Raw genomic sequence first — 20,415 nt, forward strand, 5'->3', positions numbered from 1 at the left:
ATCTATGATTTGCCTTTAAAGGAGGTTCCACAATTTTTACAAGTTATTATTATTTTACCTTTGTGTTTAGGAACTCTTAACTTTTGGGAACAATTAGGACATTTAAATATTTTATAATATCTTCTTTGATTTAATGAATGTAGGAATTTATTTATTCTTATATTCATAGGTGCAATAAATCTTTCATAAGATTGTAGTTCTCTATATCTTTTATATTTATTTTTTGAAATGCATCTCCAAGTTCCATAAATAATACAGACTAATCCAAATGTAGATCCATGTTTAAATATTGAAAGTATTAAACCTAGAATAAAAAGATGTTTTGAAAGAGTATCAATACCATAACTATCTCTGAAGTAGTAAGAGAGTTTATTTAGAAAGTTATTCAAATTTATCACTCCTATAAATTGATAGTAGTCACATAATAGTATATTTTATTTTTAAAGATTCTACAATATAATTTTAAAGTGTATATATAAACTTTAAAGTATTATAATTGATTTGTCTACACATAAGTCAATTTATTCATAATGTATGAGATAAAATAGTAAAAAAATGAAATTATGTATTGACATAGATTTAAAAACTGATATAATTATTGACAAACACAAATTAATTATATTTTAAAAATTTTCGGAGGAATACATTATTATGAAAAACATCATTGGAAAGGAAATTGGAAGCAAAAGTGCATACTTTGGTTTTAGCTTTAACTGGGGCTACTTTTATTTTAGCGCTAGTTACTTCTTTTGCAAAAAAATATCCAATCAATTTCTAATGAGTAGAGTAATAATTTAAATACAATAGCTTGATATATAAACTTTTAATCAACCAATATAAATTGTGTATTTTAATTAGCAGAACCTCATTAGAGGATCTGCTTTTTTATATGTTAAATTAATTTGTAATCCGGAGTATAAATTATTTAACAAATATCAAAATTTTATTAAATTCAAATTTATTTAAGATAGGAGAATAAATTATGGTAATTGTTATGAAACCTCATACACCTAAAGAGGAAATTATGGTATTAAAGAATAAACTTGAAAAAGAGAATGTTAAGGTTAATGTTTCAATAGGAGAGGAATATATTGTACTTGGATTAATTGGCGATACTACAAAAATTGAAATTAGTAAAATTCAGGCAAATGATTATGTTGAAAAAGTTATAAAGGTTCAAGAAAAATACAAGTTAGCAAATAGATTATTTCATCCTGAGGATACAGTTGTAGATGTAAACGGAGAAAAAATAGGAGAAAATAATAGTTTAGCTGTTATAGCAGGTCCATGTTCAGTGGAAAATGAGAAGCAGATAATTGAAATAGCAAAACAGGTAAAACAAAGTGGTGCAAATTTTTTAAGAGGAGGAGCATTTAAACCAAGGACATCACCATATAGTTTCCAAGGACTTGAAACTAAAGGACTTGATCTTTTAAAATTAGCAAAAAGGGAAACTGGATTACCTATAGTTACTGAGATAATGTCTGTAGATATGATAGATAGATTTGTTGAAGATGTAGATGTAATTCAAGTGGGAGCCAGGAATATGCAGAACTTTTCTCTTTTAAAAGAGCTTGGAAAAACAAGGAAGCCAATACTTTTAAAAAGAGGGCTCTCAGCTACAATAGAAGAACTTTTAATGTCTGCTGAATATATAATGTCAGAGGGAAATAAAAATGTAATACTTTGCGAAAGGGGCATAAGAACTTTTGAAAATTATACTAGAAACACTTTGGATTTAAGTGCTATTCCGGCTATAAAAAAGTTAAGTCACTTGCCAGTAATAGTTGATCCAAGTCATGCTGCAGGATTATGGTGGATGGTTGAACCGCTGTCTAAAGCAGCAGTGGCAGTTGGAGCAGATGGTCTTATAATTGAAGTCCACAATGATCCTGAAAATGCACTAAGTGACGGTCAGCAGTCAATAACTCCAAAGAGATTTAAAAAATTGATGTCAAACATAAATAAGTTGATAGAAGCAGGCATAAGACAGGAATACAATACTATTAATGCATAAAGGCATTTAACTATCTACTTACGGGGGGATAAACTTGGAAGATTGTGATTTTAGTAACTTTAAAATTGCTGTTGTTGGAATTGGTCTTATTGGAGGTTCTTATGCAATGGCGTTAAGAACATTAAAACCAAAATATATAGTTGGAATAGATAAAGATATAAATACTTTAAATAAAGCTTTAGATATGGATATATTAGATTCTGCATATACAGAACCTGGAGTATTCTTAAGAGATATGGACATGATAATAATATCTCTTTATCCTAAAGATACAATTGATTTTATAAGAGAAAATATAGAATATTTTAAGCCTGGAGTACTTTTAACAGATACTTCAGGCATAAAGAAAATAGTTCTAGATTCTGTAAATTCTTTTTTGCCAAGTGACATTGAATTTGTAGGGGGACATCCCATGGCTGGGCGGGAGTATAAAGGAATAGAGTATGCAGATGCTTCTATATTTAAAGATGCTAATTATATAATAACGCCATGCAGTAGAAACAAAAAGTCGAGCATTGAAATAATATCAATTATGGCTAGGAAATTTGGCTGTAAAAATGTAGAATGCATTTCCGCAGAGGAGCATGATAATATAATTGCATATACAAGTCAGCTTCCGCATATTATAGCGGCGGCACTTATGGATGAAAGCATAGAAGAAATGAAGCCTGAATTATTTGCAGGTGGAAGTTTTAGAGATGCAACTAGGGTAGCTTTAATAAATTCTAAATTATGGACAGAACTTTTTATGCTTAACTCCGATAAGCTAATTTCTAAGATAGAGCAGTTTGAAAATTCACTTTCAAGAATTAAAAAGGATATTAAAGATAAAAATACCAATGATTTAAAAGCTGTATTAGAAAATTCAGTTTTACTTAAGAAGAAACTTAACTAAATACACAAAAAAGGGGAATCTACATGAAAACTGTTAAAATTATTCCCAATGCATTTAAGGGAAAAATAAAAGTTCCATCGTCAAAGAGTTTTTGTCATAGAAGCATAATTTGTTCATCTTTGGCAAAAGGTAGAAGCGAAATAAAGAATATATATTTTTCCAGAGACATAGCAGCTACAATAGAGGCGATGAGATCTCTTGGAGCCAAAATTGAAGTATACAAGGATTCAGTTATAGTAAATGGCGCTGATAGGATTACATTAAAAAATGATTCTATATTCTGTGGTGAATCTGGATCTACAATCAGATTTATAATACCTATAATTGCTACATTAGGAAAAAAGGCAGTTTTATCTGGACAGGGCAAGCTTATAGAAAGACCGCTTGATGTGTATTATAAAATATTTGAAGAACAAGGTATATATTATAAGAATTCAGATGGTAAACTTCCTCTTGAGATAAATGGGAAGCTAAAACCTGGAAAGTATATGATAAGAGGAGATATAAGTTCTCAATTCATAACTGGACTTTTGTTTGCTCTTCCACTTTTAAAAGATGATTCACAAATAGAAATAACAACAACTCTTGAATCGAAACCTTATGTTGATATGACTTTAGACATAATAAGAAAATTTGGGATAATTGTTGAAAATATAGATTATAAAAAATTTATAATACCAGGTAACCAATCCTATAAGAGTTTTAATTACACGGTAGAGGCGGATTTTTCACAGGCAGCCTTTTTACTTGCAATGGGATTACTAGGAGAGAGAGTTTCCTGTGAGGGGATGAATATTAATTCATGTCAAGGTGATAGAGTTATAGTTGATTTATTAAAGAAAATGGGAGCAGATATAAAAATAGAAGGAGATAGTATAATTTCAAATAAATCACAGACTAAAGGTATTGTGATTGATGCTTCTCAATGTCCTGATCTTGTTCCAATAATTGCAGCTGTTGCATCTGTAAGTTGTGGAACTACTGAAATTATAAATGCAGCTAGACTTAGAATTAAAGAATCAGATAGACTTACTGCTATTTCTTCACAATTGAATAAAATAGGTGCTAGTGTTTATGAAAAATCTGATGGACTTGTGATAAAAGGTAAAAAATCACTTGAAGGTGGAGAAGTGTCAAGTTTTAATGATCATAGAATAGCTATGTCACTTGCAGCTGTATCTTCCATGTGTAAAAATGCTCTTATAATTAATGGAGCAGATTGTGTAAATAAATCTTATCCAGATTTTTGGAGAGATTTTGTAAGTCTAGGTGGAAATATAGAAGAATTAAAATAATTAATGATTAGGGGTTTTATGTATGAGTGGAATTTTTGGAAATAATATAAAAATATCTATTTTTGGAGAATCTCACGGTACTGCTATAGGAGTTACTATAAATGGATTAAGGCCTGGAATAAAATTGGATATAGATTACATAGAAGAACAAATGAAAAGAAGAGCTCCAGGTACAAGTAATCTTACCACATCTAGAAAAGAAAAGGATGAATTTAAAATATTAAGTGGATATTTTAACGGAAGGACTACAGGTACACCACTTTGTGCAATTATAGAAAATAGTGATAAACATTCAAAAGACTATGAGAGAACTAAAAATCTTATGAGGCCTGGTCATGCTGATTTCACTGGGTTTGTAAAATACAATGGATTTAATGATTATAGGGGTGGAGGACATTTTTCAGGAAGAATTACAGCACCACTTGTATTTGCAGGTTCCATATGTAGAAAGATTTTAGAAGAAAAGGGCATATTTATAGGGAGCCACATAAAGAGTATAGGTAATGTGCAGGATAATTTTAAAGATAAGAGTTTATTTGATCCTGTTTATGTTAAAGAAGATATATTAAAAAAGCTTTCTAAAAGTAAATTTCCTGTAATAGATAAAAAATCTGCTGAAGAAATGAAAAAAGCAATTATTGAAGCAAAATCTGATTGTGATTCTATTGGAGGAATTATTGAAACGGCAATTATAAATATTCCAGCTGGAGTTGGAGATCCTTTTTTTGATTCAGTGGAAAGTACTCTTTCTCACCTTTTGTTTTCAGTACCAGCAGTTAAAGGTGTTGAATTTGGACGTGGATTTGAAATTGCAACTATGAGAGGATCTTCTGCAAATGATGAATATTATATTGATGAAAATGGAAATGTAAAGACATATACAAATAATAATGGAGGAATTTTAGGAGGAATTACAAATGGAATGCCAGTTTTTTTTAGAACAGTTATAAAACCTACAGCATCTATATTAAAAGAGCAGAATACTGTGGATATAGAAAAAAAAGAAAATTCAAAAATTATTATACATGGAAGGCATGACCCATGTATTGTTACAAGGGCAGTTCCAGTTATAGAGGCAGTGAGTGCTATTGCAATATTAGATATGATGTATTGATGGAGGGATTATTTTGGAAAGTTTAAAACATGATAAATCATATAAAATAGGATTTTATGGGGAAAAAGCTTCTTTTACTCATCAAGCCCTTCAGGAATACTTTGGAGATACTGAGAATGTTTTAAGTTGCAGCAAGTTTAAAGATGTATTTGATGCTTTGGAATCTGGAAATATAAAATATGGAGTAGTTCCTATAGAAAATTCATCTACAGGTGGTATAACAGATGTCTATGATTTGTTTAGAGATTATGGATTTTATATAGTAGGAGAAAAATGCATTCATGTAAGTCACGATTTACTTGGATTAAGAGGAACAAAGCTAGATGATATAACAGAAGTGTATTCACACAATCAGGCATTTTTACAGAGTAGAAAGTATTTAGAAAATAAAAATTGGAAACTTATACCGTATTTTAGCACTGCTAAAAGTGCTAAATATATAAGTGAATCTGGGTGTAAAAATAAAGCTTGTATAGCAAGTAGAAAGGCTGCAGAGTTATATAACTTAGATGTTATTGAGAAAAATATAAATTATAATAAAAATAACTATACAAGGTTTGTAATTGTTGGAAGAGAAGTTGAATTAAACAGTTATTCGGATAAGATAAGTGTTGTATTTACACTTGAACATAAAGTAGGTACTTTATGTAATATATTAGGATATTTTAGAGATAATAATCTAAACATGACTAAAATAGAATCAAGACCAAAGATAGATACTCCATGGGAATATTTTTTTTATATAGATTTTTACGGAAATTTACTTAATAGAGAGGTAAAAGATGCTGTAAAGCAAATTAGAAGTAAATGCAAATATTTTAAATTACTTGGAAATTATAAAACTGATTTAAAATAAAGTAGATAAATTATAGAAAATTATACAAATAAATTGTATAAGTACTAGTTATTGAATGATTTTAATGACTAGTGCTTTATTTTTATATTAAAAGTTTTATTATGAAATATATTAAAATTAATTATTCATTATGTAATTCAAAAATATTTATTTATTAACAAATAGGTTAAAAAATTTATTGATAAATATTTATTTATCAATAAATTTATAAAATACTATTGATTTAAAATTAAAATGGTAGTAATATATTTAAAAATGCAATAGTAAAAATATTTCATATAGTTTAATTGCAGATAAAATTATGATAATAATTTTAATTATTAAATTTTAAGAGGAGGAAAAAATATGAAAGACATCTTTAGGACTAAATCTATAGAAGATTTAATAGACGAAACTAAAAAAGAAGGAGGATTACAAAAAGTCCTTGGAGCTTTTGGACTTACTATGCTTGGAATTGGAGCTATAATTGGAACAGGAATTTTTGTACTTACAGGAGAAGCTGCTGCTGATTATTCTGGACCTGCACTTATAATTTCATTTATTATAGCTGGTATTGCTTGTGGTTGTGCTGCACTTTGCTATTCAGAGTTTGCAGCTATGGTGCCAGCTGCTGGAAGTGCATATACCTATGGATATATAGCATTAGGTGAGTTTTGGGCTTGGATCATAGGATGGGATCTAATACTTGAATATGCCTTTGCAATTGGAGCTGTATCAATTGGATGGTCAGGATACATGGTAAGTATATTGAATAGCTTTGGGATAAATCTTCCAGCTAGCTTAATAGCATCACCATTTAATGGAGGAATTATAAATCTACCTGCAGTATTTATAATAGCACTTATAACTTATATAAATATTATAGGAATAAGACAAAGTAGCACAGTAAATAATATAATAGTTGGAATTAAATTGTTAGTTGTATTTTTATTCATAGCTCTTGGAGTAAGACATATTACACCTGCAAACTGGCATCCTTTCATGCCTTATGGATGGAGTGGTGTGTTCTCAGGTGCATCGGTAATATTTTTCGCATATATAGGATTTGATGCAGTATCTACAGCAGCTGAAGAAGTTAAAAATCCACAAAGGGATTTACCAAGAGGAATTATAGCTTCTCTTATAGTTTGTACAATACTTTATATTGCAGTATCGGGAATTTTAACAGGTATGGTTCCATATCTTAAGTTCAAGAATAATGCAGCTCCAGTTGCATTTGCTCTTCAACAAGTTGGATATCATTGGGGATCTGCACTTGTTTCAGTAGGTGCTATATGTGGACTTACTTCTGTACTTCTTGTTATGATGTTTGGACAAACTCGTGTACTTTTTGCTATGTCAAGAGATGGATTGCTACCTAGCTTTTTTGGACATGTTAACAAAAGACATAAAACTCCTGTTAGAAGTTCACTATTAGTTGGTATTGTAACTGGAACTGTTGCAGGACTTTTACCTATTAATATAGTAGCTGAACTTACGAATATAGGTACATTAAGTGCATTTATAATAGTATCTGCAGCAGTTTTGGTGCTTAGAAAAAAGGATCCAAATAGAAAAAGAGCATTTAAATGTCCTTGGGTGCCTGTAATTCCAATTTTATCTATAGTATTTTGTGGAATACTCATAATTAAGCTACCTGTTGTAACTTTAATTAGATTTGTAGTATGGCTTGCACTTGGACTTATAATCTATTTTTTCTATGGATATAAGCATAGTTTGGTTACAGCAGGATATCACAAAAAAGGTGCCTAGAAGTTACTAGAATCAATTGGTTAAATTAGTAGAATATGAGGAGCTAGTTTTCTTTATATTCTACCTTTATATTTTGATTAAAAAGTTGTTTAGAATTTTTGAAAAGTATTGACAGATATATAAGTTTATATTATACTACACCTATATTAAATTTTAAATTAAATACTGTGAAGGGGAAAAGTAAATTTACTTGATTCTTTAAGCGAGTGGGGATGGTGAAAGCTCACAGATATTGTAAATTGAAGCTCGCCCTGGAGTTACAAGCTGAAATTAAAGTAAGCTGTGTCGGCTTAGGTCGTTATTTAATGAAGTAATAATTTGGGTGGTACCGCGACAGATCCATCGCCCCAGAGCGATTGTGACCTGTTTTTTTATACAAAATTTTAAGTATATATAGGTTAAAAATGTTAATAGTTAAAAATTATGATGGAGAAAAGTAGATTTATATTAATTTGAAAGCGAGTGAGAATTGGTGGGAGCTCATAAATTTTATAAATCGAAACTCACTCCTGAATTGCAGGCTGAAATTAAAGTAAGCTGTGTCGGCTTAGGTCGTTATTTAATGAAGTAATAATTTGGGTGGTACCGCGGTATATTTTTCGCCCCAAAGCGAGAAATATGCCGCTTTATTTATTAATTGATAAAAAATATTAACTGGCCAGTTAATAATTATAATATAAATATAAATTACAATATAAGTTAATAAGAAATATTTATAAAATTAAGAATATATTTTTAAATGAAAATATTAATTATATTTTGGAGGAGTAAATATGAAAAACGAAAAAGTTTATATATTTGACACTACAATGAGAGATGGAGAGCAGACACCAAGAGTGAATTTAAATGTAAAGGACAAGGTAGAAATTGCAAAACAATTAGAAAGAATGAATGTTGATGTTATAGAGGCAGGATTTCCTGTGGCATCCAAAGGAGATTTTGAAGCAGTTAGGGCTGTGGCGAAATCTGTAAGTAAGCCGGTTGTAGTTGCACTTTCTAGAGCTGTAAAAGGTGATATAGATAGAGCTTGGGAGGCCGTGAAATACGCACAGAAACCTAGAATACACACATTTATAGCAACTTCTGATGTTCATATGAAATATAAGCTAAAAATGAGTGAAGATGAAGTTTACAAAAGAGCTGTTGATATGGTCAAGTATGCAAAATCAATTTGCCCTAGTGTTGAGTTTTCACCAGAAGATGCTACAAGAACTAATCCTAAATTTCTTTATAGAGTAGTTGAAGGTGTAATAGATGCAGGAGCAGATATAGTAAATATTCCAGATACAGTTGGATATGATATACCTGATGAATTTGGAGAATTCATTAGAAAAATAAAGGAAAATGTACCTAATATAGATAAAGCTATTATAAGCGTTCATTGTCATGATGACTTAGGTATGGCAGTTGCCAATTCAATAGCAGCTATAAAAAATGGTGCAAGACAAATTGAATGTGCAGTTAATGGAATTGGAGAAAGGGCTGGAAATGCAGCACTAGAAGAAGTAGTTATGGCAATTAAAACAAGAGGGGACTACATTGGATGCAGAACAGATATTGTAACTGAGGAAATAGTAAAGACGAGTAAACTTATAAGTCATGTAACTGCAATGCCAATTCCAAATAATAAATCTATAGTTGGATCAAATGCATTTGCTCATGAAGCAGGGATTCATCAGCATGGAGTACTTGCATGTAGAGATACCTATGAAATTATGACTCCAGAATCTATAGGGCTTAAGAAGAGTACTCTAGTCATGGGTAAACACTCTGGCAGACATGGTTTTGTACAACATTTGAAAGAACTTGGATATGACAATTTAAGTGAAGAAAATATAGATGATGCGTTTAAGAAATTTAAAGATTTAACTGCTAAGAAAAAAATAATCTCTGATGAGGACATTGAAACAATAATTAATCATGAGATATTCCAGGTTCCAGAAGCATATGATTTGAAGTATTTTCAATTTTCAAGTGGCAATACAATGGTTTCAACTTCAACAATAGAATTAGAACACAACAATAAAAATATAAGAGAAGCAGCTTGTGGTGATGGTCCTGTAGATGCAGCATTTAAGGCTATTGAGAAGGCCTCTGGTATGGATATAAAACTCAAGGATTATTTTATAAGGTCTATTGGCAGTGGAAAAGATGCTGTAGGAGAAGTAACTGTGAAAGTTGAAAAAGATGGCAGAGTATTTACAGCTAAGGGAATTAGCACTGATGTTGTAGAAGCTAGTGCAAGGGCTTTTGTAAATGCAATAAATAGAATTCACTATGAAATTGGATGTTAATTTTAATTTATTAGGAGGAGATATATAAATGGGAATGACAATGACTCAAAAAATATTAGCTAAACATGCAGGGCTTGAAAGTGTAAAGGCTGGACAACTTATTAATTGTAAGCTAGATATGGTTTTAGGAAATGATATAACTACACCTGTTGCCATAAGAGAATTTGAGAAAACTGGAGTAAAAGAAGTTTTTGATAAGTCTAAGGTAGCGATTGTCCCAGATCATTTCTCTCCAGCAAAAGATATAAAATCTGCTGAGCAGTGTAAATGCGTTAGAGATTTTGCAAAAGATAAAAATATAGAAAATTATTTTGAAGTTGGACAGATGGGGATTGAACATGCTCTTCTTCCTGAAAAAGGACTTGTTGTTGCAGGAGAAGTAGTAATAGGAGCAGATTCACATACATGTACCTATGGTGCACTTGGAGCTTTTTCAACTGGAGTTGGAAGTACAGATATGGCAGCAGGAATGGCAATAGGATCGGCTTGGTTTAAGGTACCTGAAGCAATTAAGTTCGTATTAAAAGGTAATTTAAAGCCATGGGTTAGTGGAAAAGATGTAATTCTTCATATAATAGGAAAAATAGGAGTAGATGGTGCACTCTATAAATCTATGGAGTTTACAGGAAGTGGAGTTTCAAATTTATCTATGGATGACAGATTCACTATAAGTAATATGGCTATTGAAGCAGGTGCTAAAAATGGAATATTTGAAGTAGATGAAAAAACTATAGAATATATGAAAAATCACTCTTCGAAAGAATATAGTATATATACTGCAGATGAAGATGCCGTATATTCAGATACTATAGAAATTGATTTAAGTACTATAAAGCCAACAGTTGCTTTCCCTCATCTTCCGGAAAACACTAGAACAATTGATGAAGTTGGAGATGTTTATATAGATCAAGTTGTAATAGGATCATGTACTAATGGAAGAATAAGTGATTTGAGAATAGCGGCAAAAGTAATGAAAGATAAAAAAATTAAAGACAATGTAAGGGCAATTATAATTCCAGCAACTCAGCAAATATATCTTCAAGCTATGAAAGAAGGACTTATTGAAACATTTATAAATGCTGGAGCAGTAGTGAGCACTCCAACTTGTGGACCATGTCTTGGAGGTTATATGGGAATACTTGCAAAAGGAGAGAGAGCTATATCAACTACAAATAGAAATTTTGTAGGTAGAATGGGACATGTTGAAAGTGAAGTTTATTTAGCTAGTCCTGCAGTGGCAGCAGCTTCTGCAATTACAGGTAAAATTTCATCACCAGAGGAGGTAATAAAATAATGATAGAAGGAAGAGTAATTAAATATAAAGATAATGTAGATACAGATGTTATAATACCTGCAAGATATTTAAATACAAGCGATCCTAAAGAACTTGCATCTCATTGTATGGAGGACTTAGATGAAAATTTTAAAGAGAAAATAAAAGAGAGATCAATTATTGTTGCAGGAAAAAACTTTGGATGTGGTTCTTCAAGAGAACATGCTCCAATAGCTATAAAAGCATCTGGAATAAAATGTGTAATTGCTGATAGCTTTGCAAGAATCTTTTTTAGAAATTCAATAAATACAGGACTTCCTATAATGGAGTGCAAAGAAGCATCGGAAGATATAGAAGATGGTGACAAAATAGCTATAGATGTAACTACAGGAATTATAAAGAATTTAACTAAGGGAAAAACCTATAAGGCTGCACCTTTTCCAGAATTTATGCAGAAAATTATAGATTGTGATGGACTTATAAATTATATAAAGAAAGAAGTGGCTGAAAAATGAAAATAGCAGTTATAAAAGGAGATGGAATAGGTAAGGAAATTGTTTCTGAAGCTTTAAAAGTTTTAGATGTTATATCAAAAAAGTATAAAGTAAATTTTCAGTGTGAGGAAGTACTTTTAGGTGGAGAGGCTATAGATAAAACTGGAGGTCCTATTCCACAGGAAACTATAGATATTTGCAAAAAAAGTGATGCTGTACTTCTTGGAGCTGTTGGAGGACCAAAGTGGGATCATATACCAAGTAATTTAAGACCGGAGGTTGGGCTTTTAGGCATTAGAAAAGCACTTGGAGTATTTGCAAATTTAAGACCTGCTATTTTGTTTCCTCAACTTAAATTTGCATCAAATTTAAAGCCAGAGGTTTTAGGTGATGGTTTAGACATAATGATTGTAAGAGAATTAATAGGTGGAATTTATTTTGGAGAAAAGAAACGTATTGATATACCAGGTGGTCAGAAAGCATGGGATGTTATGGCATATTCTACACCTGAAATAGAGAGAATTGCACACAAGGGTTTTGAAATTGCAAGAAAGAGAAATAAAAAACTTACTCTAGTTGATAAGGCAAATGTGCTTGAAAGTTCAAGACTTTGGAGAGAAACTGTAACTGAAATCTCAAAAGAATATGAAGATGTAGAGTTTAATTGCATGTATGTAGATAATGCATCGATGCAGCTTATTAGAGATCCAAAGCAATTTGATGTTATTGTTACAGAAAATACATTTGGGGATATATTAAGTGATGAAGCATCAATGCTTACAGGTTCACTTGGAATGCTTCCATCTGCAAGTATTGGAAATGGCAAAATTGGAATTTATGAACCTATACATGGTTCAGCACCTGATATTGCAGGAAAGAATATAGCAAATCCAATTGCTACAATTATGAGCGTAGCTATGATGCTTAGATATACTTTTAATATGGATTCTGCGGCATTAGATATTGAACAAGCAGTGTCCAAGGTTTTAGATGAAGATTATCGTACTCAAGATATTATGGAGTATGGGAAAAAATTAGTTGGAACTAAGGAGATGGGAGATTTAATATCAAGTAAAATATAAATTTTTGTTACTCCATAATTTATGGAGTAATTTTTTTATTAGCATATGTAGTATAATTAGTTCCTTAATAGGTTTTTTAAAAATTAATCTTAGCCTATAAAGAGGTATATTTGTTAACTTATGAAATCATATTAAAGTTTTGACATGGAATGATTAGACATATATAATTAAAAAAGGCATAAATATTTTTGAAAAAGAAAATGAGTAGTGTAGAAAGAGCTCGAAAAATAGCCTAATTATAGGTGTTTTTTTATTTTTAAAAGAGGAGACTTATTATGGAAATATTAAAAAAACGTCAAAAATAAAAGATGATATGTTTAAAAATATTGATAACATTATATCAATTAATTATAATAAAGCAGAAAATAATTCTCTTAAAAATGCTTCTTTATATCTAAAATCTAAAGTTTTTGTTATTGTATTTATAATATTAGGAATGATCCTGGCAGTGGCTATTGGATTAATTACTGCAAAGGGAATAAATTCTGTTCTTAAACAAATATTAAATTTTGCTACAAATATTTCAAAATATGATCTTTCATATAAATGGAAAATAACAAGACGTGATGAGTTTGGCGATACAGGTCAGGCACTTAGTAAGGCTCAGGATAATATTAAGGAAATTCTAGACACAATAATGAATAGTTCTCAAGACATGAGTGCTTCTTCAGAGGAGCTTTCGGCTTCTGTTGAAGAATTAAATGCAAAATTTCAAGATATAGATAGTTCAACAAATGAAATTGCATCTTCTGTAGAAGAAAATAGTGCTTCTTCACAGGAAATTTCAGCTTCTGTAGAGGAAATAAATGCAAGTATTAATGAATTATCAAATAGAGCTGTAGAATCAAGCAATGTATCTACTAAATCTAAAAGTGAAGCTTCTGAAATAAAAAACAAGGTTGAATGTTCTATTAAAAAAAGTCAAAACGTGTATAAGGAAAAAAGTGAAAATATATTAAAAGCTATAGAAGACGGAAAAATTGTAGAAAATGTTAGGGTAATGGCTGAAACTATTGACAGTATAGCAGAACAAACAAATTTGCTTGCATTAAATGCAGCAATTGAAGCAGCACGGGCGGGGGAACATGGTAAAGGATTCTCTGTAGTTGCAGATGAGGTAAGACAGCTTGCAGAGCAATCTCCACAGGCAGTAGGTGCAATTCGGAGTACGATAGATAAAGTTGAAAAAGCATTTAGAAATCTTTCATATAATAGTAGTAATATATTGGAATTTTTTAATGATACACTAAATAGACAATTCAATTATTTTTCATTTATAGGTGACAAATATAAAGAGGATGCAGATTTTATAAATAATATGTCTAATGAAATTGCGTGTATGACGAAACAACTTGCATTAACTACTGATCAAGTAAGTAGTAGAATACAATCTATGTCTGAAGCATCTCAAAAATCATCTGAGAATATAATTAGGATTAAAGATAGTATTAATCAAATTACAAAAGCAATGAATGATTTATCATCTACGGCACAAAATAATGCAGAAATGTCACAAAATTTAGGTGAAGTAGTCCAGAGATTTACTTTATGATTGTAGAAAAAGTATTATTGAATTTTATATTTATTGGTATAATAAATAGTAGGAGATGAAATGTTTATGAAAAGTATTGTATTTGCAGGAGGTTGTTTTTGGGGAGTTCAAGCATATTTTGATACAAAAGATGGTGTTGTTAAAACTAAAGTAGGATATGCAAATGGAAATGAAAATATTAAAAATCCTAGTTACGATGAAGTATGTACTGGGAAAACAGGATTTGCAGAAGCTTGTTTTATAGAGTATGATCCTAAAATAATATCCCTTTATAAATTGTTAAAGTTATACTGGAGGATAGTTAATCCTACACTTTTAAATAGGCAGGGAAATGATATAGGTAAGCAGTATAGAACAGGAATTTATTATATTGATGATAGTGATGTGGAAGTTATAGAAAAGTCTAAGGTGGAAGAACAAGAAAAATATGAAAGACCAATTTTAACTGAAATATTACCTCTTAAAAATTTTTATGATGCAGAAGAATATCACCAAAAATATCTAGATAAAAATCCAGGAGGATATTGTCATATACCGAGAGAATTAATGAAATAGAAGGCACAAATGTGCCTTCTATTTCATTAAAATTTTAATTTATAGAATTATGTTATTTTTGATTAATTACTTTTTCATTTTCTTCACTTTTGGTTATAGCTTTTATTAATCCAAATCCAATAAGGAGAACTATAGCACTTACTCCAACGAATACTAATCTTTGTGATAATGGGTTAGGAATTAATACAAGAGTCAATATACAGGCTCCCATAACTATAATGAGTTTTCCAAGCATTTTTCTTTGGTGATTATCTGATTCTACTTCATTTTCATAGTCAGCTTTTACTTCAGTAGATATATTTTTAAAGTATAAATCAACTTCTTCTTTTCTTTCACCTGTAGGTTCTTTATAAAATAATTGTGAGAGTAGGAAGAATGGAACAGTTATGCATACATGGAGAGTTACTGGTAAAGTTAAAGATTTTATGTCTCCCCATTCTCTATCTGTTAGTGGTTGAGCAAGTCCAAATAAATGTTGTATCATTGATGCATCTGCTACAAATGCAACGAAATATGATACGCAAGCACCTACTAAAAGAGTTGCCCAAGCTGCCCAATCCGGAGTCTTTTTTACAAAATATCCTAATAATGAAGGGACTAACATTGGAAACGAAATTAATGTACCAATCATCATCATCATATTAAATAAACTTGTTGTCTTTAATGAATTTAAGAATAATCCTCCCATAATTATTAAAAGTCCAAAAATTATTGATGTAACTTTACTTACAAGCATTAATTTCTTTTCATCGGCATTTTTATTTATGATAGGTTTGTAGAAATCTCTAACAAATATTCCTGCATTTCTATTAAGTCCAGCATCCATAGATGACATAGTTGCTGCAAACATAGCTGCAAGCATTAACCCTACCATACCAGCTGGTAATTCTCTTTTAACGAATATAAAGTAAGTTGCATCTGTTATATTTTTGCCAAGTGAGTCAAGTCCCCATGTTGATGTGTCAGGAAAGTTTCCTGCAACAAACCAATCAGGAAGAAACCATAAAATAGGTCCTACAAGCATTAAACCGAAAGCGAGTAATGCAGCTTTTTTGGCATTTTTAGTATCTTTTGCACATAAGTATCTGTATGAACTTCCCATACTGTTTGTACTAAAAAATTGTTTTGCAAATACAGCTATAGTCCAAGCAACAAATAAGAACATATAATTAATGCCGTTACCTGCAATAGGGTGAGCAGGTAATCCATTGTGGAGTATAGGAGTAATACCACCAGAGTGAGCAATAGCTACAATACTTGCTACAACAGATACCGACATAATTATTACCATTTGTAAGAAGTCAGAAGATATTACTGCCCAAGATCCTCCTATTACTGATATAATCATTACAACTAGACCGGTTATAATAATAGTACTAGACATAGAGATACCGGTTACAGCACTTGCAAATACAGCTAGTCCATTTAACCATACACCTGCTTGTAAAACGCTTGATGGTACACTTGCCCAAGTAAATATCTGTTCATTTACTTTACCGAATCTCATTCGTATACCTTCCATTGGTGTTATTACTCTCATTTGTCTTGCTCTTGAAGCAGTAAAAAAGTAGTTACAAAGATAACCTACTGCATTTCCTAAAAAGAGAATTACGACTGCCATACCATCTTGAAATGCTTTTCCAGCAGCTCCTGTAAAGGACCAAGCACTAAATTGAGTCATAAATGCTGTAGAACCAACCATCCACCACAGCATTTTTCCTCCACCTCTAAAATAATCACTAGTAGAAGAAGTAAATTTTCTAAATAGCCATCCAACAACTATTAAGATTGCAAAATAAACAAATACCACAAGTAAATCCATATATTTACACTCCTTATTTTAAATAATTCTTATATAGCAATTAGAAATTATGATGATAAATATGTTTCACTTTTTCTGATATAATACATCCCTCCTATTTTTATAAATTAAAATTTAATGTAAGTATAAATTTTAAGGTATGTCTTATAATTAAATTGGGAAAAGATAAATTATACTTTTGATCTTCTAAATAATAAAATAGTAAAAACTTATTTTGCCTAATAATTGATTAATCAACTGTTTTTCTGTTAAAATTATTTATAGAAATATAGAAAAATATTTTTATAGGAGATATACTTCACTATTGTCATTAAATTTATTGTGGTAAATGATTTATACAATTAAATGTGAAGTGTATCTCTATTTTTTTAATGAAAACCTTATTAATTTAAAGTATGTTTTATTTCTTTTCTCAATCATGTTAATAGTTTACAACATTTAATTTTTTTAGTCAATAGTTATTGTTTCATAATTCAAAATGATATTTTAAATAATTATATAAATTGAGATATAAAAACGAATTACATTGAAAATTTTTCATATGATTAGTAGATTACATGAAATAGTGTCTTGACATACGAAACAATGATTTATATAATGGAACATATAAGAGGCATGTTCAATATTCTTTAAACGGGGAGATATATTATGATTGAGAAAATTGAAACGTTAAAAAAAATTGAAGAAGTTGGAGTTGTGGCTGTTGTAAGAGCTGAGAATTCAGAAGTTGCAGAAAAAATTTCTAAAGCATGTATAGATGGAGGTATTCCTGCAATAGAAGTTACATTTACAGTTCCAGGAGCCGATAAAGTAATAAATTCACTAAAAAATAAATTTTCAAAAAAAGAATTGATAGTTGGAGCAGGGACTGTACTAGATAGTGAAACAGCTAGAATAGCTATACTTGCAGGTGCAAAGTATATAGTAAGTCCTGATTTCGATTTAGATACAGCAAAATTGTGTAATAGGTATCAAGTACCTTATATGGCTGGTTGTATGACTATAACAGAAATGGTAAAGGCCATGGAAGCTGGTACTGATGTTATAAAATTATTTCCAGGAAGTGCATATGGTCCAAGTGTTGTAAAAGCAATAAAGGGTCCACTTCCTCAAGTTCCTATAATGCCAACTGGAGGAGTAAGTTTGGATAATGTAGATCAGTGGATAAAAAATGGATGTATTGCAGTAGGAGTAGGAGGAAAGTTAACAGATGGAGCAAAAACTGGTGACTATAATAAGATAACTAAAACTGCAATGGAATTTGTTCGCAAAGTAAAAGAAGCCAGAAATTAATATAAATATAGAAAATGTACAAATATTAATAAATAGGAGTAGTGAAAATGGTAAAGAGAAAATATTTATTTATTTCTCATGATATTGATGTATTAAGAGAAGAAATAAAAACAATACGAAAACCTTTTTTTAAGCGTTTATATGACATGTGCCGTGTTTATGCAAATGAGCAATTACCAGAAAAACATCCATCACAAAGTACAACATTTATGGGAATTGCTTCTCTTAATTTAAGTTTAGCTTATCTTTTAACTAATCAAAAACATTATTTAGATGAAGCAAAAAGATGGATTTTTACAGCTGTTAAATATCCACATTGGGGAAATGCACATTTAGTAGATGTAGATTTAAGTGCAGCATGGTTGCTGTTTGGTCTTGGATTATCCTATGATTGGCTAAAAGATGAATTGACACCAGAAGAGAGAACAATGCTTAAAGATAAATTAATTTTACAATCAGATAGAATGTATGATTTTAAATTAAAAACAGAAGGAGAAGGTTGGTCCACAGCATTTTGGCAAAATCATAACTGGATTAATTTAACTGGTTTAGCAGCATCGGCATATGCTTTAAGAGGAGAATATGAAAGGTCACAAGAAATTATTGACACATCAAAAGCAAATTTTCATATTGTATATAATGCTTTAGCTGATGATGGAAGTGATTATGAGGGTGTCGTATATTGGCGTTATGGTGTCATATGGTTGTTTATATATGCACATTTATTAAAAGATACTGAAAATATTGATTATTTTAAAAAGTGTAATTTTATGAGAAATACTTTTTATTATAGACTCTATCAAGCGGCTCCAAATTTAGAAGAAATTATTAATTTTGGAGATTGCCATGATAGAAGAAGTGGTCATTCTTGTGCTATGTATTATAAAATTGCTTCTGAATATAATAATGGACATGCACAGTATTTAGGAAATTTAGTTAGAGAAAATTTCTTGTATAGAGAACAATATGAAAGTGGTGTTAAGCCAGGTATTTTACCAGAGGCGGGTTTAGAGTTGCTTTGGTATGATCCTAAAGTAAAAGAAAAAACATTTGAAGATTTACCTTTAGTAAAATATTTTGATGATTTAGGATTAATTGTAATTAGATCTAGCTGGAAAAGAGATGCTATTCATTTTTCATTTAAATCAGGTTATCCAGGTGGTAAAAAACAATGGAAAAAATCTTTTGATTTGTTCAGAAAAAAAGGTTGGAAAACTAGAGGATTATCACACCAACATCCAGACAATAACAGTTTTATTATAAATGCTTATGATGCTTATTTGGCAATAGATGAAGGATATAATAGGACAGTTAAGGCTTGCGAACACAATGTTATTACTGTAGATGGATTAGGGTATCCTAATGAAGGTCAAAATAATATTTGGAAAGAAACAAAGGAAGATAATGTTGCTGAAATTGAAGAGTTTGTAAATGAAAAGGGTATAGTTTATTTTGTAGGTGAAGCACATAAGATGTATGAACCTAGTTTACAATTAACTCGTTTTGCTAGAAATGTGTTTTATACTGGAAAAGAATATTTTGTAATGATAGATGAATTAGAAAGTAACTTAGATCATACTTATACATGGACTATGCATGCTGATACAAAGCCTAATGTAAATGATAATAGAGTATTTGAATATGAAAATGGTCCAGCGAAAATGAACTTATATTCAATTATGCCAGAGAAAATAAATTGGAATTTAAAAAATACTAATGTACGAGCTATTATGACAACTCAAGAACCAGATAAATTTAGAGAAACTAATATGAAAACTATAAATATTGAAAATGAAACTAAAGCAAAAGATATGTGTTTTATAAATGTTTTTTCAATAAGAAATGCTTTTGATGAAGAAAAAATTAAAGTTAAACAAATTAAAAATAATAATACACAAGGTGTTATTGTTGAAAAAGATGAAAATAGAGAAGTATATCTATTCTCAAAATTAAAAAATATTGAGTTTGATACAGTAAAAGCTGATGCCAAAATAGTATTGTTACAATATAAAAATGATAACTTAATTAAGTTTATGGCTAAAGAGTGCAATAAACTCACAGTTGATGGACATGAATTATTAAATAATGGTTTTTATAAAAGGATAATTGAGGAGGTATAAA

16 protein-coding genes and 2 other annotated features are annotated in these 20,415 nt (G+C 30.2%); of the genes, 14 read left to right on the forward strand and 2 right to left on the reverse strand.

Going from position 1 to position 20,415, the window contains the following annotated elements:
• Positions 1-2: 2 nt before the first annotated feature.
• Entirely contained in the window at positions 3-389 is a 387-nt protein-coding gene (locus H2684_RS05490; protein ID WP_182088405.1) for a hypothetical protein, read from the reverse strand.
• A gap of 593 nt (positions 390-982) precedes the next feature.
• On the opposite strand from H2684_RS05490, the gene aroF reads away from it, so the two are divergent.
• The 12 genes from aroF (at position 983) to msrA (ending at position 15,179) form a co-directional block, all read left to right on the forward strand.
• Entirely contained in the window at positions 983-2,017 is a 1,035-nt protein-coding gene (gene aroF, locus H2684_RS05495) for a 3-deoxy-7-phosphoheptulonate synthase (RefSeq protein ID WP_182088406.1), read from the forward strand.
• 34 nt (positions 2,018-2,051) lie between these two features.
• The gene (locus tag H2684_RS05500) at positions 2,052-2,912 is read left to right on the forward strand and encodes a prephenate dehydrogenase (RefSeq protein ID WP_182088407.1); all 861 of its coding nucleotides are present in this window, start codon (positions 2,052-2,054) and stop codon (positions 2,910-2,912) included.
• Positions 2,913-2,935: 23 nt separating this feature from the next.
• The gene (aroA, locus tag H2684_RS05505; RefSeq protein WP_182088408.1) at positions 2,936-4,207 is read left to right on the forward strand and encodes a 3-phosphoshikimate 1-carboxyvinyltransferase; all 1,272 of its coding nucleotides are present in this window, start codon (positions 2,936-2,938) and stop codon (positions 4,205-4,207) included.
• Between the two features lie 22 nt (positions 4,208-4,229).
• Positions 4,230-5,321 carry a chorismate synthase gene (gene aroC / locus H2684_RS05510; RefSeq protein WP_182088409.1) on the forward strand — a complete coding sequence of 364 codons (1,092 nt, stop codon included), beginning with the start codon at positions 4,230-4,232 and terminating at the stop codon, positions 5,319-5,321.
• Between the two features lie 13 nt (positions 5,322-5,334).
• On the forward strand, positions 5,335-6,177 hold the full coding sequence (gene pheA / locus H2684_RS05515) for a prephenate dehydratase (protein WP_182088410.1): 843 nt from the start codon (positions 5,335-5,337) through the stop codon (positions 6,175-6,177).
• Positions 6,178-6,522: 345 nt separating this feature from the next.
• Positions 6,523-7,929, forward strand: a complete 1,407-nt coding sequence (locus tag H2684_RS05520; protein ID WP_182088411.1) for an amino acid permease — start codon at positions 6,523-6,525, stop codon at positions 7,927-7,929.
• A 158-nt stretch (positions 7,930-8,087) separates the two neighbouring features.
• Positions 8,088-8,282: a binding site (T-box leader), on the forward strand.
• A 61-nt stretch (positions 8,283-8,343) separates the two neighbouring features.
• Positions 8,344-8,539: a binding site (T-box leader), on the forward strand.
• Between the two features lie 163 nt (positions 8,540-8,702).
• Positions 8,703-10,223, forward strand: coding sequence for a 2-isopropylmalate synthase (locus H2684_RS05525; RefSeq protein WP_182088412.1), 1,521 nt, complete (start codon positions 8,703-8,705; stop codon positions 10,221-10,223).
• A 28-nt stretch (positions 10,224-10,251) separates the two neighbouring features.
• On the forward strand, positions 10,252-11,517 hold the full coding sequence (leuC, locus tag H2684_RS05530) for a 3-isopropylmalate dehydratase large subunit (RefSeq protein WP_182088413.1): 1,266 nt from the start codon (positions 10,252-10,254) through the stop codon (positions 11,515-11,517).
• Positions 11,517-12,011, forward strand: coding sequence for a 3-isopropylmalate dehydratase small subunit (gene leuD / locus H2684_RS05535; RefSeq protein WP_182088414.1), 495 nt, complete (start codon positions 11,517-11,519; stop codon positions 12,009-12,011). Before leuC ends, leuD begins: the two co-directional genes overlap by 1 nt.
• On the forward strand, positions 12,008-13,072 hold the full coding sequence (gene leuB, locus H2684_RS05540) for a 3-isopropylmalate dehydrogenase (RefSeq protein ID WP_182088415.1): 1,065 nt from the start codon (positions 12,008-12,010) through the stop codon (positions 13,070-13,072). The genes leuD and leuB overlap by 4 nt, the downstream gene beginning before the upstream one ends.
• A gap of 313 nt (positions 13,073-13,385) precedes the next feature.
• Positions 13,386-14,624, forward strand: a complete 1,239-nt coding sequence (locus H2684_RS05545; protein ID WP_182088416.1) for a methyl-accepting chemotaxis protein — start codon at positions 13,386-13,388, stop codon at positions 14,622-14,624.
• 66 nt (positions 14,625-14,690) lie between these two features.
• Positions 14,691-15,179 (forward strand): peptide-methionine (S)-S-oxide reductase MsrA, encoded by a 489-nt coding sequence (gene msrA / locus H2684_RS05550; RefSeq protein ID WP_182088417.1) that lies wholly within the window; start codon positions 14,691-14,693, stop codon positions 15,177-15,179.
• Positions 15,180-15,231: 52 nt separating this feature from the next.
• Here msrA and H2684_RS05555 read toward each other — a convergent pair whose 3' ends face one another.
• Complete coding sequence (locus tag H2684_RS05555) at positions 15,232-17,001, reverse strand: sodium:solute symporter family protein (RefSeq protein WP_182088418.1); 1,770 nt, start codon at positions 16,999-17,001, stop codon at positions 15,232-15,234.
• Positions 17,002-17,649: 648 nt separating this feature from the next.
• Between H2684_RS05555 and H2684_RS05560 the strand changes: the two genes are divergently transcribed.
• Positions 17,650-18,294: a bifunctional 2-keto-4-hydroxyglutarate aldolase/2-keto-3-deoxy-6-phosphogluconate aldolase gene (locus tag H2684_RS05560; RefSeq protein WP_182088419.1), complete on the forward strand. Its 645-nt coding sequence runs from the start codon at positions 17,650-17,652 to the stop codon at positions 18,292-18,294.
• A gap of 47 nt (positions 18,295-18,341) precedes the next feature.
• A complete protein-coding gene (locus H2684_RS05565) occupies positions 18,342-20,414 on the forward strand; it encodes a DUF4962 domain-containing protein (RefSeq protein WP_182088420.1) in 2,073 nt (690 codons plus the stop codon).
• Position 20,415: the final 1 nt, after the last annotated feature.

Origin of the sequence: Clostridium sp. cel8 (genome assembly GCF_014050525.1) — a bacterium.
In the GTDB taxonomy this organism is placed as follows: Bacteria; Bacillota; Clostridia; order Clostridiales; family Clostridiaceae; genus Clostridium_B.

Excerpts from the sequence above, each read along its gene's own strand:
- aroF (WP_182088406.1), top strand. The coding sequence starts at position 983 with ATGGTAATTGTTATGAAACCTCATACACCTAAAGAGGAAATTATGGTA.
- aroA (WP_182088408.1), top strand. The coding sequence starts at position 2,936 with ATGAAAACTGTTAAAATTATTCCCAATGCATTTAAGGGAAAAATAAAA.
- aroC (WP_182088409.1), top strand. The coding sequence starts at position 4,230 with ATGAGTGGAATTTTTGGAAATAATATAAAAATATCTATTTTTGGAGAA.
- H2684_RS05520 (WP_182088411.1), top strand. The coding sequence starts at position 6,523 with ATGAAAGACATCTTTAGGACTAAATCTATAGAAGATTTAATAGACGAA.
- H2684_RS05525 (WP_182088412.1), top strand. The coding sequence starts at position 8,703 with ATGAAAAACGAAAAAGTTTATATATTTGACACTACAATGAGAGATGGA.
- leuC (WP_182088413.1), top strand. The coding sequence starts at position 10,252 with ATGGGAATGACAATGACTCAAAAAATATTAGCTAAACATGCAGGGCTT.
- leuD (WP_182088414.1), top strand. The coding sequence starts at position 11,517 with ATGATAGAAGGAAGAGTAATTAAATATAAAGATAATGTAGATACAGAT.
- leuB (WP_182088415.1), top strand. The coding sequence starts at position 12,008 with ATGAAAATAGCAGTTATAAAAGGAGATGGAATAGGTAAGGAAATTGTT.
- H2684_RS05545 (WP_182088416.1), top strand. The coding sequence starts at position 13,386 with ATGTTTAAAAATATTGATAACATTATATCAATTAATTATAATAAAGCA.
- msrA (WP_182088417.1), top strand. The coding sequence starts at position 14,691 with ATGAAAAGTATTGTATTTGCAGGAGGTTGTTTTTGGGGAGTTCAAGCA.
- H2684_RS05555 (WP_182088418.1), bottom strand. The coding sequence starts at position 17,001 with ATGGATTTACTTGTGGTATTTGTTTATTTTGCAATCTTAATAGTTGTT.
- H2684_RS05560 (WP_182088419.1), top strand. The coding sequence starts at position 17,650 with ATGATTGAGAAAATTGAAACGTTAAAAAAAATTGAAGAAGTTGGAGTT.
- H2684_RS05565 (WP_182088420.1), top strand. The coding sequence starts at position 18,342 with ATGGTAAAGAGAAAATATTTATTTATTTCTCATGATATTGATGTATTA.